The organism is Eudoraea chungangensis (genome assembly GCF_029360665.1).
Lineage (GTDB): Bacteria > Bacteroidota > Bacteroidia > Flavobacteriales > Flavobacteriaceae > Eudoraea > Eudoraea chungangensis.
Genome location: NZ_JARDUB010000001.1, coordinates 562,069 through 576,437 on the forward strand (window position 1 = coordinate 562,069; position 14,369 = coordinate 576,437).

General features: G+C 35.3%; 12 protein-coding genes. 6 read left to right on the plus strand and 6 right to left on the minus strand.

The annotated features are described in order from the left end of the window. Positions 1 to 192 precede the first annotated feature (192 nt). Complete coding sequence (locus PXG98_RS02495) at positions 193 to 714, plus strand: PAS domain-containing protein (protein WP_276388823.1); 522 nt, start codon at positions 193 to 195, stop codon at positions 712 to 714. Here the strand turns inward: PXG98_RS02495 and pyk are convergent, their stop codons facing one another. The 5 genes from pyk to PXG98_RS02520 all read right to left on the minus strand — a co-directional run bounded on the left by pyk (position 715) and on the right by PXG98_RS02520 (position 5,001). Continuing rightward, entirely contained in the window at positions 715 to 2,157 is a 1,443-nt protein-coding gene (gene pyk / locus PXG98_RS02500) for a pyruvate kinase (RefSeq protein WP_276388824.1), read from the minus strand. A gap of 3 nt (positions 2,158 to 2,160) precedes the next feature. Continuing rightward, the gene (locus PXG98_RS02505; protein ID WP_276388825.1) at positions 2,161 to 2,625 is read right to left on the minus strand and encodes an IPExxxVDY family protein; all 465 of its coding nucleotides are present in this window, start codon (positions 2,623 to 2,625) and stop codon (positions 2,161 to 2,163) included. 31 nt (positions 2,626 to 2,656) lie between these two features. Beyond that, the gene (gene rnc, locus PXG98_RS02510; protein ID WP_276388826.1) at positions 2,657 to 3,400 is read right to left on the minus strand and encodes a ribonuclease III; all 744 of its coding nucleotides are present in this window, start codon (positions 3,398 to 3,400) and stop codon (positions 2,657 to 2,659) included. A 7-nt stretch (positions 3,401 to 3,407) separates the two neighbouring features. Then, positions 3,408 to 4,658 (minus strand): beta-ketoacyl-ACP synthase II, encoded by a 1,251-nt coding sequence (fabF, locus tag PXG98_RS02515; protein WP_276388827.1) that lies wholly within the window; start codon positions 4,656 to 4,658, stop codon positions 3,408 to 3,410. Positions 4,659 to 4,767: 109 nt separating this feature from the next. Further along, complete coding sequence (locus PXG98_RS02520) at positions 4,768 to 5,001, minus strand: acyl carrier protein (protein ID WP_009778413.1); 234 nt, start codon at positions 4,999 to 5,001, stop codon at positions 4,768 to 4,770. A 265-nt stretch (positions 5,002 to 5,266) separates the two neighbouring features. On the opposite strand from PXG98_RS02520, the gene purN reads away from it, so the two are divergent. The 4 genes from purN (at position 5,267) to PXG98_RS02540 (ending at position 9,420) form a co-directional block, all read left to right on the plus strand. After that, positions 5,267 to 5,839 (plus strand): phosphoribosylglycinamide formyltransferase, encoded by a 573-nt coding sequence (gene purN / locus PXG98_RS02525; RefSeq protein ID WP_276388828.1) that lies wholly within the window; start codon positions 5,267 to 5,269, stop codon positions 5,837 to 5,839. Continuing rightward, positions 5,839 to 6,471: a ribonuclease H family protein gene (locus PXG98_RS02530; protein WP_276388829.1), complete on the plus strand. Its 633-nt coding sequence runs from the start codon at positions 5,839 to 5,841 to the stop codon at positions 6,469 to 6,471. The genes purN and PXG98_RS02530 overlap by 1 nt, the downstream gene beginning before the upstream one ends. A gap of 79 nt (positions 6,472 to 6,550) precedes the next feature. Beyond that, on the plus strand, positions 6,551 to 7,477 hold the full coding sequence (locus PXG98_RS02535; protein ID WP_276388830.1) for a PfkB family carbohydrate kinase: 927 nt from the start codon (positions 6,551 to 6,553) through the stop codon (positions 7,475 to 7,477). A gap of 44 nt (positions 7,478 to 7,521) precedes the next feature. Continuing rightward, complete coding sequence (locus tag PXG98_RS02540) at positions 7,522 to 9,420, plus strand: amidophosphoribosyltransferase (RefSeq protein WP_276388831.1); 1,899 nt, start codon at positions 7,522 to 7,524, stop codon at positions 9,418 to 9,420. Positions 9,421 to 10,533: 1,113 nt separating this feature from the next. Here PXG98_RS02540 and PXG98_RS02545 read toward each other — a convergent pair. Then, positions 10,534 to 11,142 carry a superoxide dismutase gene (locus PXG98_RS02545; RefSeq protein WP_276388832.1) on the minus strand — a complete coding sequence of 203 codons (609 nt, stop codon included), beginning with the start codon at positions 11,140 to 11,142 and terminating at the stop codon, positions 10,534 to 10,536. A 117-nt stretch (positions 11,143 to 11,259) separates the two neighbouring features. Between PXG98_RS02545 and PXG98_RS02550 the strand changes: the two genes are divergently transcribed. Beyond that, positions 11,260 to 14,364: a UvrD-helicase domain-containing protein gene (locus PXG98_RS02550; protein WP_276388833.1), complete on the plus strand. Its 3,105-nt coding sequence runs from the start codon at positions 11,260 to 11,262 to the stop codon at positions 14,362 to 14,364. Positions 14,365 to 14,369 lie beyond the last annotated feature (5 nt).

Sequence of the window (14,369 nt, forward strand, 5' to 3'; positions counted from 1 at the left end):
TTTTCTTGTTTATCCTTTTAGGGAATTAAGGTATAATAGAAGTAGTTTTATTAAACAAAACTGTTAATACTATATATAAATTTTACAGGTCTTATTATAATTAGTAGTATTGATAAAAATTGCTATGAAAAAGAATCTCTTAACAACCGGTTCTTTCTTTAAAACACCTAGCCTGGTTTTATAATTTATAGTATGAAAGAATTAATGGAATACGACAATGCGGCATCGCATTTTTATACAAAGCACAATCTTCATTGTTTACCTTTTAATTCTTGGGATATTTCGGGAAGATATTTTGATGAAATCTGTAAAGAGTTCAAAAATCTAAATACTTTAGATTCTCTTGCCAAAAATAAGAAGTGGACCAAACCATTGGCTTTAAAAGCTAAAGTTATGGAAGAAGGATATGTGGTTCTCGTTACGGACGCAGATTTAAGGATTGTCCATGCTACAAATAATATTAAAAAAATGAATGGGTATACCCCAGAAGAAGTCAAGGGTAAAAGACCGAGCATATTTCAAGGGGCCGAGACTAAAAGTAGTAGCAAAGAACTCATACGAGAAGCACTAAGGGAAAAAAGACCTTTTGAAACTGTCGTAATTAATTATAAAAAAGACGGAACCACTTATAAATGTTGGATCAAGGCAGAACCATTATTTAATAAAAAAGGCGACTTAATAAATTTTATTGCTTTTGAAAAAGCGGTTGCTTAATTAAAAACTGCAGGTTTCAATTTCCGTAACTCTCAGTGTATTTACCATCCCCTTATCTTTTATAGGCATGGCCGCAAGGCTAATAAGCATATCTCCCACATCTAAAAACCCCTTTTTACAAGCTATGCTATTTACATCTTCGATAGTTTCATCGGTAGAAACAAACTTATCGTAATAGAATGCCTTCACCCCCCATAGTAAATTAAGTTGGGTAAGTATTCTCTTGTTAGAGGTAAAAACCAAGATATGAGCACTTGGTCGCCAAGCAGAAATCTGAAAAGCAGTGTACCCACTATTTGTTAAAGTAGATATTGCCTTTGCCTTTATTTCGTTAGCCATTATCGCGGCATGATAACACACAGACTTGGTAATATAACGCTTGGTTCTGATATGCGGAGGTTCCTGTGGTACGTTGATAAGATCGGAGCTCTCTACACTGTGCAAAATACTAGCCATTTTTTGAATTACTTGTACTGGATAATTCCCAACAGAAGTTTCTCCAGAAAGCATTACAGCGTCTGCCCCATCCATTACTGAATTTGCCACATCATTTACCTCTGCCCTGGTGGGAGTTAGGCTTGTGATCATTGTCTCCATCATCTGAGTTGCAATAATTACAGGAATTCTGGCTTTCTTAGCCCTTAAAACTAATTGTTTTTGAATTAGAGGAACCTCTTGAGCCGGAACCTCAACACCGAGGTCTCCTCTGGCCACCATTATTCCGTCGCAATAGGAAACAATCTTATCAATGTTTTTTACGGCTTCAGGTTTTTCAATTTTCGCTATTATCGGAATTTTATGTTCTGAATTCTCATTAATCAAATTCTGAAGATCAATTAAATCCTGACTAAATCTTACAAAAGAAAGTGCTATCCAATCCACATCTAAAGAAATTGCAAACAAGGCATCTTGAATATCTTTTTCAGTGAGTGCCGGTAGACTGATATTAGTATTTGGAAGGTTAACTCCTTTTTTTGACTTTAAAGGTCCTCCCTGAATAACCTTGGCTCTTACTTCATTTTCGTTATTGGTTGTAAGAACCTCAAACATAAGTTTGCCGTCGTCAAGTAAGATTCTTTCTCCAGGTTTAACATCTTTTGGAAAACTAGAGTAATTCATATAAACCCTGTCTGCATTACCCTCAAAAGCTTCTCCGGTAACAAATGTAATTTCATCGTCGGGAGAAACAATTACCTCTCCTGCCATAACACCAACTCGAAGTTTTGGCCCTTGTAAATCTCCTAAAATAGCCGTGTAGATTCCCATTTCCTCATTTAAACCACGTATCATATCTACACGTGCTTTGACATCGTCATAATCGGCATGCGAAAAATTAATCCGAAAGACATCAACGCCAGAAAGTATCATTTCCTTAAGAACCTCTTTTTTGCTAGTTGCAGGACCCAAGGTGGCTACAATTTTTGTCTTTTTAATATCAGGCATATTTTATAAAATTAAATTTTGTTTGGATTTAATAGTGCTAACCTCAATTGGATAAGCAGTAATTACTTTGGATATTTTTAAAAGGGATTCCATAAGCCATTCGTCTAAATCTTCTCCTTCTTGCTCTATTTTAAGAAAATAATCCACATCTTTAAACTCTGGCATTAAATGATAAACTGTTGAAGTTTCTTCATTACTAAACAAATCATCTCTTCTTAAGTTTTCTTCTTTTATACTGGTATTGACAATTAAAGACCAGTTTCTTTCATTAATGGCATCTTTCCACTCATAACAAGGGAAAGAGGACTGTCCGGAGATATCAATATCAATAAGCGATCTTTTCAGACGAATATCCAGCATTAAATTAAGTGAATAAGCCAAAGCATAATCTTCCAAGTCACTGTGAATAGCAAAAAGACTGAAGTCTTCTTCATAAAACTCATCCGAAAACTTAAGAGTTGTAATCATGGCCTAGACTAAGTTGTAAATATAATATTAATTATAACTGTATTCTTCCCATTTTATCCTGCAAGGCAAAAAATGCTCTTTTTGAGGCTTTTTCTTCTGCCTTTTTTTTTGATGTTGCTCTAGCCTTGGCCATTACACGTTCATCAATAGACAACTTTACCGCAAAGTGCTTTAGAGCATCATTCCCATTATCTTCATATACTTTGTAGTGAAACTCTTTTTTCTGTTTTTGACACCATTCTATAACCAAACTCTTGTAACTTATTACTTTACCTTCTAATTGTTCAATATCAACATAAGGCTCAATTACCCGTTCTGAAATAAACTTTTCACAATATTTATACCCTTTATCTAAATAAATTGCCCCTACTAAGGCTTCAAAAACATTTCCATGAATATTGTCTCCAAAATGAGATTTAGGAATTCTACTTTCCACATACTTTATTAGATTAAGGTCTTTCCCCAATTCATTAAGATGTTTTCGACTTACTATTTTAGATCTCATTTTAGTAAGATATCCCTCATCCCCATTGGGTACTTTATTATAGAGATAGTGAGAAATAATAGTTCCAAGCATAGAATCACCTAAAAATTCTAGTCTTTCATAATTAAGAGGAATTCCGCTTTTATCTCGTTTATTGGCCGATCTGTGTAAGAATGCCTTTTTATAAATATTTAATGATTTTGGTTTAAATCCTAAAATCTTTGATATCCCTAAAAAAAAATCCCCATCCTCTCTGGAATGGGAATTAAATATATTTGACGGGAAATTCATTATTTGATTAGCTTATTTTTTTAAATATAACACAGGCATTATGCCCTCCAAAACCAAAAGTATTACTCATAGCAACATTTACTTCTCTTTTCTGGGCCTTGTTTAGTGTTAAATTTAAATTTGGATCTATATTTTCATCCACCGTTGAATGATTTATAGTTGGTGGCACCAAACTATGCTGCATACTTAAAATAGAAGCAATCGCCTCAATTGCACCAGCCGCACCCAGAAGATGTCCGGTCATAGATTTGGTAGAATTTATATTGATATTTGGGGCATGCTTACCAAAAACCTCAGTGATTGCCTTTAGTTCAGCAACATCCCCTAAAGGAGTGGAAGTTCCATGTGTATTAATGGCGTCAATATCTTCTGGTTTTAGGTTTGCATCGCGGAGTGAATTCTCCATAACCCTAACAACTCCAATTCCATCAGGGTGTGGTGCCGTCATATGGTAGGCATCACTAGACAATCCTCCTCCTACCAATTCGGCATATATTTTTGCTCCTCTTGCCTTTGCATGTTCATATTCTTCAAGGATTAGGGCTCCAGCTCCTTCTCCTAAAACAAACCCATCTCTTGTTGCATCAAAGGGTCTTGATGCTGTTTCAGGGCTGTCATTTCTTGTAGACAAGGCATGCATCGCATTAAAACCTCCCATTCCGGCAATAGCCACGGCAGCTTCACTTCCTCCTGAAACGACAACATCACAATGACCAAGTCTTATATAATTAAGAGCATCTATCATTGCATTTGCCGAAGATGCACATGCAGAAACTGTAGTGTAATTGGGACCCATAAAACCATGTTTTATGGAGATATGCCCAGGGGCAATATCGGCTATCATTTTAGGAATAAAAAAAGGATTGAATCTTGGAGTACCATCACCGGCAGCAAAATTAAGCACTTCATTTTGAAATGTTTCTAAGCCTCCAATACCTGCACCCCAAATTACCCCAACTCTGAACTTATCGATCTTTTCTAAATCTAAGCCAGAATCTAGAATCGCCTCGTCAGAAGAGATTAAGGCATATTGAGCAAATCTGTCTAATTTTCGTGCTTCTTTACGGTCAAAGTAGTCCGTAGCACTAAAATTCTTTAATTCACAAGCAAACTTAGTCTTAAACTTTTCGGTATCGTAATAGGTAATTGGAGCGGAGCCACTTTTCCCCTCTTTCAAGGCTTCCCAATACTCTTGGATGTTGTTTCCTATTGGTGTTAAAGCACCCAGTCCTGTAACCACAACTCGCTTTAATTGCATCTAACCAAATTTTAATTGATGTTCAACCTACGTGTAAATTAAAAAAAATTATCCATGCAGCACGATTACCACATGGATAATTATAAATCTTTATCAAGAAATCATAAAATTATTTGGCTTCTTCTATATAACTAATAGCTTGGCCAACAGTTGCGATGTTTTCTGCTTGATCATCAGGGATTTGAATATCGAATTCCTTTTCAAATTCCATTATCAACTCAACAGTATCCAATGAATCTGCCCCTAGGTCGTTGGTAAAGCTAGCTTCGGCTACAACTTCGTTCTCATCAACACCTAATTTATCAACGATGATAGCTTTTACTCTTGATGCAATGTCTGACATAATTATTTTGGTTTTAAAAATTTAAATCGTTGGCAAAAATAAAAAACTTTGGTGTAATTACACTATTTGTCGTTAAAATGTGATGTAATTTAAGAAATTTAAACTCAAGTATAAGATAATAGCTCTAATTTTTATACATATCAAATTTATATTAATACGGCTTAAGACCGCCGCAACCCCTAGTCGGTTAGCGAATATTGGGCTATTCTTTTAGTTTATTTCTTCTTTACATATACTTCAAAACAAAAAGAATAAATTTGTCCATATGAAACGAATTATTCTTTTTGCCTCAGGATCTGGCAGTAATGTTGAAAACATCTACAACTATTTTAAAGAAAATAAGGCCATAAATATAGATCTTGTTCTTACCAACAAAAAAGATGCCTTAGTTTTGGAAAGATGCCAAAGACTCGGGATTGCTTGTATGTACTTCAACAAAATTGCCTTCACAGAAAAAGAGATTGTATTGTGTTTACTAAAATCTCTGAATCCCGACCTTATAGTTTTGGCGGGCTTTCTCCTAAAAATCCCGCAAAGTATAGTTCATGCCTTTCCAGATAAAATTATTAATATACATCCGGCATTATTACCTAAATATGGAGGGAAAGGAATGTACGGCCACAGAGTTCACCAAGCTATAAAGGAGAATAACGAAAAGGAAACGGGTATTAGCATACACTTTGTGAACGAAAATTACGATGAAGGCTCAATCATTAAGCAAGTAACTATTCCTGTTCCATCACAAGCAACGGCGGAAGAAATCGGCGCGGCAGTGCACCAATTAGAATACCAATATTTTCCTGTAGTTATTAAAGAGCTATTAGATCAAGACAAGTAATGGCCGATAAAAAACACTATGTAGTATGGAAAGGAAAAAAGCCAGGAATCTATGATTCCTGGAAAGAATGTAAGGCAGCAATTGACGGCTTCAAAGGAACTCAATATATGTCTTTCCCTGATGTGCATTCTGCCAAAATCGCATTTAATAAAAGTTATTCTGACTACAAAGGCAGGTCTAAACAAAAGAAGACCGTTTCCGCTCAATACTTAAAATCAGTTGGGCAACCAAATATGTTTTCCATTTCTGTTGATGCCGCAAGTAGTGGGAATCCTGGGGTGATGGAATACCGAGGAGTGGAAACAAAAAGTGGCAAAGTTATTTTTAAACAAGGACCATTTGAAGAAGCCACGAACAATATTGGAGAATTTTTAGCCATAGTTCATGGTTTAGCGCTCTTAAAAAGTATAAACAGTCCAAAAGTTTTATATACCGATTCGAGAACCGCGATGAGTTGGGTACGCAAGAAAAATTGTAACACAAAGCTAAAACAAAATCAAAAAAACAAAGAAATATTCGCCTTAATAACCAGGGCAGTAAATTGGCTTAAAACCAATACTTATCATACTGAGATTATTAAATGGGAAACTAAAGCCTGGGGAGAAATTCCTGCCGATTTTGGCAGAAAGTAGGGAAGGTCCATTTTGTTTTTAAATCTTCTTTTTTAGCCAAGCAAAAGTGTATCTTTGCCGGATAAATCAAAACCTCTATATGGGTAAATTATTAATCGTTGGAACTGTCGCCTTTGACGCTATCGAAACTCCCTTTGGGAAGACTGATAAAATTTTAGGTGGTGCAGCGACTTTTATTGGCCTCGCAGCCTCCCAATTTGATATTGATATGGCTATAATCTCCATTGTAGGGGATGATTTACCCGAAGAATACCTCGGTATTCTTGCAGCAAAAAATATTGATTTATCTGGAATTGAAGTAATTAAAGGGGGGAAAACTTTCTTTTGGAGTGGTAAATACTACAACGACCTTAATACGCGAGAAACACTTGTTACCGAGTTAAACGTTTTGGCAGATTTTGATCCGGTAGTCCCTAAAAATTATCGAGATTCAGACGTAGTAATGCTAGGTAACTTGCACCCATCTATTCAGTTAAGTGTAATAAGCCAGATGGAAAAAAAGCCCAAATTGATTGTTTTGGATACCATGAATTATTGGATGGATAATACTTTGGAGGAACTTAAGGAGGTAATTAAGAAAGTAGATATTATAACCATCAATGATGAAGAGGCCAGACAGTTAACAAATGAACATTCTCTAGTCAAAGCCGCTAGTATTATCCAAACTATGGGGCCGAAATTTGTAGTAATTAAAAAAGGTGAAAATGGAGCCCTGCTTTTTCATAAAGACAATATTTTCTTTGCACCGGCATTACCCCTAAAAGAAGTTTTTGATCCAACAGGTGCTGGAGATACATTTGCGGGAGGTTTTGTTGGATATCTGGCAGAATCTAAAAATATTTCCTTTAATAATTTAAAGAATGCTGTAATACACGGTTCAAACTTGGCATCTTTTTCTGTAGAAAAATTTGGCACAGAGCGAATGAAGGATCTAGAAAAGTCGGAAGTTAAAAGCAGACTACGACAATTTAAGGAATTGACACAATTTGATATTGAATTACAATAATAAATACGCCTCGTTTTTCGGGGCTTTTTTAATTTATACAAACTATGAGTGATGCTATTAAACACGAATGTGGTGTTTCACTAATCCGATTGCTAAAACCATTAGATTATTACAGGGATAAATACGGCTCTGACTTCTTTGGTGTAAATAAGATGTATCTGATGATGGAAAAGCAGCACAATCGTGGTCAGGATGGAGCTGGTTTTGCAAGTATTAAATTAGATATGTTACCAGGGGAAAGGTATATGAGTCGTGTAAGGTCTATCGCTTCCCAACCAATACAGGATATATTTGATCAAATCAATAATAGAATTAATACCGCCCTTGAAGAACACCCGGAATATATAGGAAACACAGAACTTCAAAAAAAACACATTCCCTATATCGGCGAAGTATTACTCGGACACGTTCGCTATGGCACATTTGGAAAAAACAGCATAGAAAGTGTTCATCCTTTCCTAAGGCAGAATAATTGGATGCATAGAAATTTAATTGTCGCTGGGAATTTCAACATGACTAATGTAGATGAGCTATTTGACAATTTAGTTCAGTTGGGGCAACATCCTAAGGAAATGGCAGATACCATAACCGTAATGGAAAAAATAGGGCATTTCCTAGATGATGCAGTAGCCAAGCTTTACAGGCAAATAAAGAAAGAAGGATTTACTAAAATGGAGGCCTCGCCTTTGATTGCAGATAGACTTAAGGTTGGTAAAATATTAAAAAAAGCAGCAAAAAACTGGGATGGAGGCTATACCATGGCAGGCTTGTTTGGGCATGGAGATGCCTTTGTCTTAAGAGATCCGGCGGGTATTAGACCAGCTTATTATTTTAAAAACGACGAAATTGTTGTAGTTGCTTCAGAAAGACCGGCAATACAAACCGTATTTAATGTCGACTACGATGAAATACAAGAAATTAATCCGGGAAATGCTCTTATTATCAAAAAAAATGGTATCGTAAAGGAGACTCAAATACTTGAGCCAACAGAACGAAAAGCATGCTCTTTTGAAAGAATATACTTTTCCAGAGGAAGTGATAAAGAAATATACCAAGAAAGAAAGAACCTAGGAAAATTAATTTTTCCTCAGATTCTTAAGGCGATAGACGAGGATATCAAAAATACGGTCTTCTCCTATATTCCAAATACTGCGGAAACTTCTTTCCTCGGGATGGTAAAAGAAGCCCAGAATTATTTAAACAAAAAGAAAGAAGAGCAAATATTAACTCTAGGTAGAACAATTAGCAGAGAAGAACTCCATAATATACTGGAGATAAGACCTCGGATCGAGAAAGTAGCTATTAAAGACGCCAAGCTAAGAACATTCATTACCCAAGACAGCAGTCGAGACGATTTAGTGGCGCATGTTTATGATGTTTCTTATGGCTCTGTTAAGGAAGACGACAATCTCGTGATTATAGATGATAGTATTGTACGAGGCACCACCCTCAAGAAAAGTATTTTAAAAATTCTTGATAGACTATCTCCAAAAAAGATAATAGTAGTATCCTCTGCTCCACAGATCAGGTATCCGGACTGTTATGGAATAGATATGGCAAAATTGGAAGACTTTATTGCATTCAAGGCCGCTTTGGCACTGCATAAAGAAAAAAACACCATGCATCTTGTGGATGAGATTTATACTAAATGTAAAAGTCAATTAAATACAGCAGATAAAGATGTGATTAACTATGTCAAGGATTTTTACAAACCATTTTCTGCAGAACAAATCTCCGAGAAAATTGGCCAATTGTTAAGTCATCCTGAAATGAAAGCAGAAGTACAAATAATTTTTCAAACCATAGAATCTTTACACCAAGCATGTCCAAAAAATCTTGGGGATTGGTACTTTACCGGCAACTATCCCACCCCTGGTGGCAATAGAGTTGTTAACAAAGCCTTTATTAATTTTTACGAAGGTAAAAACGAACGCGCATACTAAGTTTTATCGATGAAATGCATAAAATCGTGCATTTCATCGATAATATGTGTTGTTTAACGGCTTTATAGTCCTATAGCCCCCTTGGAGTTTACTTTAGTTTCGCCATAGCATAAGTAGGTTAAGTTCATGGTAAGATTTGGGGCAAAAAAGGTGGAGACTTCTCCACCTTTTTTATTTACTACAACTCCCAATTCTAGCTGTAGGAGTATTCTTTAATAAAAATAGTACTATTAAGCCCTTTTCACTTTTAAACTTATAAACAAGGCGTTTATCTAAATTCTTTCCTGAGGCTGACACTTCCATATATATTTGAAGAACCATAGCATAAGTAGGTTAAGTTCATGGTAAGATTTGGGGAAAAAGGTAGGCGAAAGCCTGCCTTTTTTATTTCGGTTATAGCCGGTCTTCAATAGTTCCAAATATCCATTACACTTATATCATACAAAATTGTTCTGCTTTTCTCTCCCAAGCCATTTAACCCATTTAATAGGCGTTTATCCAATACATTTTTATGATACTATCCCTTAGCTTACTTTCGAAGAACCATAGCATAAGTAGGTTAAGTTCATGGTAAGATTTGGGGAAAAAGGTAGGCAGTAGCCTGCCTTTTTTATTTCCGAAAAAAAAGGTTTTCAATAGTCTGTACTATCCATTTTTCTTACTCCACAAAAAATATATCCCATTTCTCCCTCCCAAGTTCTTTAACCCATTTAATAGGCGTTTATCCAATACATTTTTATGATCCCATCCCTTAGCTTACTTTCGAAGAACCATAGCATAAGTAGGTTAAGTTCATGGTAAGATTTGGGGAAAAAGGTAGGCAGTAGCCTGCCTTTTTTATTTCTGATTATCAAGAATTTATGCCCATTATAGTCTTTATTATAGGGACAAAAGGAGCGGAATAAAGGGTTCAAAAGTCTAAAAATTCACAAATTTTCTTTGTTATTTCTCACAATACCAGTAATTTAGTAATGCCATAGCATAAGTAGGTTAAGTTTATGGTAAGATTTGGGACGAAAAGGGTGGAGACTTCTCCGCCCTTTTCTATTAAAAAAAAAATCATCCAATTTAAATTGGATGATTTTTTTTTAATGTGCGGTATAGCTTCGCTTTTTATTTATTTGCAGCGTACAATTCCGAAACTTTAGACCAATTAATAAGATTAAAAAATGCCTCAACATAGTCTGGTCTTCTATTCTGGTAATTCAAATAATAAGCGTGTTCCCAAACATCCAAACCAAGTATAGGTGTACCACCACACGAAACACCAGGCATTAATGGGTTGTCCTGATTTGGAGTAGAGCATACCTCTACCTTCCCTCCAGGGTGCACACAAAGCCAAGCCCAACCTGAGCCAAATCTAGTTCCAGCGGCTGCACTGAAGGTCTTTTTAAACTCTTCAAATGATCCATATGCTTCATCAATTGCCTCTGCCAGTTGTCCTTCTGGACTTCCTCCTCCGTTAGGTGACATTATTTCCCAAAATAAGGAATGATTATAAAAACCTCCTCCATTGTTTCGTACTGCCCCATTGTCCATATCCAAATTGGCAAGTATATCTAAAATTGAAGAGTTTTCTAATGTAGTATTTGCAATAGCTGCATTTAACTTAGAAGTATAGCCATTGTGATGCTTTGTATGGTGTATTTCCATCGTTCTAGCATCAATATAAGGTTCTAACGCGTCATAGGCGTAAGGTAATTTAGGTAATTCAAATGCCATATTTAGTTTCTTTAATTAATTATTAATCTCCGGTAAATTTACTCTATTTAACATATATATGAACCTAATAATATGTTAAGAACTCTTTAAGATTCCGTAATTTGCAAATAAAAATAAGTGTCTTCTAATCCTTTTAGAATATATAATGCCTCGGCTGGCTCCGGAAAGACCTACCAACTTGTCTCTGAATATCTATATATAATACTCTCTTCAAACAATTCCTTTAATTTTGATCAAATTTTGGCTATCACTTTTACCAATAAGGCAGCCAATGAAATGAAATCTAGAATTCTAGAGCGCTTGTTTGAATTTAGTTCATCAGAAATTCTTGACAATTCAAATGAACTTTTTAAAACGCTTTCTGAGGCGCTTGAATTAGAACCAATTGTGCTGCACAAAAGAGCAAAAAAAACGCTTAAACTTATTCTCCATAATTATGCTTTCTTTGATATTTCTACTATAGACAAGTTTAACTTTCGTCTTTTGCAAACATTTGCTAAAGACCTTAAGCTTCCGCCAAATTTTGAGGTGGTCCTTGACCAGGAACTTCTTCTTACAGAGGCCGTGGAAAGGTTAATAAACAAGGCAGGGAGTGATAAAACCCTGACTGCATTTCTCGTAAATTTTGCTGCCGAAAAAATTGACAATGATAAAAGCTGGGATATTTCTTACGACCTTAACCTCGTTGGGAAGCTACTTTTTGACGAAAAACAGCTGGCCCACTTAAATAGGATTAAGAATACAACAATTAAGGACTTTCAGACTTATATAGAAGTCTTTAACAAATCTATCGGCCAACTCGAAAATGACATGACCTTTGAGGCTCAACAATCCCTTGAACTTATAAATTTTTGTGGAGTGCCATTGGAGGCCTTTAACCGTGGAACACTTCCAAAACACTTTAGATACATAGTTCAAAAAGAATACGGAGTAAAAAAGCTGTATGGTAATAGCTTACTCCAATACTTCCAAGAAGGAAGACTATTAAAGAAAGCCTTCCAATTCCCGGACCCTAATACGGAAATGTTGCTTTATAATAAATATCTCCGTATAAAGGAAATATTTTATCGAAGACTATTCTTAAAAAATGCCTATCAGAACATTGTACCCCTTACTCTCCTAAAGGAAATTCAACATGAAATAGACTTAATACAACAAGAAAGAGATCAAATCTCCATTGGGTTTTTTAATGAAATCATCTCGAAGGAAATACAAAATCAGCCGGCCCCATATATTTACGAAAGATTAGGGGAAAAATACAGGCACTATTTTATTGACGAATTTCAAGATACCTCTACCATGCAATGGTCTAATCTCATTCCTTTGATAGAAAATGCCATGCAAAGCGCAGACCATCTCGGCAAAGTGGGTACCCTTATACTCGTTGGGGATCTCAAACAAGCCATCTACAGATGGAGAGGAGGGGAGGCCGAACAATTTCTTAACCTTATAAATAATGAAGAAAATCCATTTGTTGCGACACCCGTGGTTAGCTCATTAGATACTAACTATAGAAGTAGAAAAAACATTATAGCTTTTAACAATGATTTTTTTCAATGCATCTCTACTTCACTATTGAATAAGGAATATGCAAAGTTATATTTTGACGGAAATAAGCAATTAAATTATGGGAAAGAAGGAGGCTTGGTTCAGATCAGCTTTTTAGAACAACTTCCTGAAGAAAAGGATATTATTTTCTGTGCTACCGTTTTAGATTCTATTTTGCAATCCGTAAAAGAGTCCTATAGCTATTCGGATATGTGTGTCTTAACGCGGACTAAAAATCAAGGTGTGCAAATAGCCAATTATTTAGTGGATAACAATATTCCGATAATTTCTTCAGAAACCTTGCTCCTTAAAAACAACCGAAAAATCCTCTTTCTAATAAATCTGATAAACTTTGTTTTATCTCCAAATGATTACTCCAGAGCGTTTGAAATATTAGAATTCCTGTCCGAACGGAAACATCATAAACACAAATTTATTAGCCAATACCTGCGCCACCTAGACCATTTTCTAAAAATGGAATATGGATTTAATTCTTTCCTTTTCAAACAAAATACACTCTTTGACAGTCTTGAAATCGTTATTAAAAAAATGAACTTAGCACATAGTTCGGATGCTTACTTAAACTATTTCATGGAACTAGTTTTAGAAGTGGAGCAGAAAGATGATCCTTCTATTTTTACTTTTTTAAAGGAATGGGAAAAAGTGAAGGAAAGAATAAGCATCGTTGCTCCGGAAAGTATTAATGCGGTTCAGATAATGACCATACACAAATCCAAAGGTTTAGAATTTCCAGTTGTAATTTATCCTTTTGCCAGCTCAAAAATATTTGATTCTAAAGAAGGCTATCTGTGGATGCCCATTGATGAAATTGACCCCAAAAAAGAATTTCTTATATCTTATAAAGCGGAGGTTGAAAATTATGGAGACTATCCTTCTCTGTTATACAATTCTGAGAAGAGCAAACTTCAACTAGATGCCTACGACTTGTTATATGTTGCACTAACAAGAGCTATAGACAAATTGGTTATCCTAACAGAAGAGAAAAAAAATGTTCAAGCCGAAGGAGAACTAAAAGATTACGGAGATTTGTTCATAAACTTCCTTAAAAATAAAATGCTCTGGAACAGTAGTCAAAACACCTATATATTTGGCAATTTTAACGGCCCAAAAACAAATAATAAAGTACTTCTGTCCCAAAACTTCGTCCCATACTCTCTGACCAATAAGGATTCTAATCGTTTTAAAATTATCACGAAAAATGCTACGGAATGGGATACTATACAAAATGATGCAATAGAACGAGGGAACTTGGTTCATTATGCTTTAGGACTAATCCACACAAAAAAGGATATTGATTCAGCCATCCATCATCTCGTAAAAAAGAAACCTCTGCTTAAGGAAGATATATCAGATTTACGGGAAACGCTCTATAAAATAGTGGAACACCCCTTGTTGAAAACCTATTTTTCATCAAATGTCACCATTAAAAACGAAAGTGAAATAATAACTGAAAATGGGTTAATTTTGCGGCCAGATCGAATTGTGATTCAAAATAATAAAGTGAGTGTCTTAGACTATAAAACAGGCAAAAAATATACGAAATATAAAGAGCAACTCTATCAATACGCAGATACCTTAGTGCAAATGGGTTACGAGGTAGAAAATAGAATACTAATCTATATTGGAGATAAAATAATTACAGAATTCTTATAACGAAA

Excerpts from the sequence above, each read along its gene's own strand:
- PXG98_RS02495 (WP_276388823.1), top strand. The coding sequence starts at position 193 with ATGAAAGAATTAATGGAATACGACAATGCGGCATCGCATTTTTATACA.
- pyk (WP_276388824.1), bottom strand. The coding sequence starts at position 2,157 with ATGCCTGATATTAAAAAGACAAAAATTGTAGCCACCTTGGGTCCTGCA.
- PXG98_RS02505 (WP_276388825.1), bottom strand. The coding sequence starts at position 2,625 with ATGATTACAACTCTTAAGTTTTCGGATGAGTTTTATGAAGAAGACTTC.
- rnc (WP_276388826.1), bottom strand. The coding sequence starts at position 3,400 with ATGAATTTCCCGTCAAATATATTTAATTCCCATTCCAGAGAGGATGGG.
- fabF (WP_276388827.1), bottom strand. The coding sequence starts at position 4,658 with ATGCAATTAAAGCGAGTTGTGGTTACAGGACTGGGTGCTTTAACACCA.
- PXG98_RS02520 (WP_009778413.1), bottom strand. The coding sequence starts at position 5,001 with ATGTCAGACATTGCATCAAGAGTAAAAGCTATCATCGTTGATAAATTA.
- purN (WP_276388828.1), top strand. The coding sequence starts at position 5,267 with ATGAAACGAATTATTCTTTTTGCCTCAGGATCTGGCAGTAATGTTGAA.
- PXG98_RS02530 (WP_276388829.1), top strand. The coding sequence starts at position 5,839 with ATGGCCGATAAAAAACACTATGTAGTATGGAAAGGAAAAAAGCCAGGA.
- PXG98_RS02535 (WP_276388830.1), top strand. The coding sequence starts at position 6,551 with ATGGGTAAATTATTAATCGTTGGAACTGTCGCCTTTGACGCTATCGAA.
- PXG98_RS02540 (WP_276388831.1), top strand. The coding sequence starts at position 7,522 with ATGAGTGATGCTATTAAACACGAATGTGGTGTTTCACTAATCCGATTG.
- PXG98_RS02545 (WP_276388832.1), bottom strand. The coding sequence starts at position 11,142 with ATGGCATTTGAATTACCTAAATTACCTTACGCCTATGACGCGTTAGAA.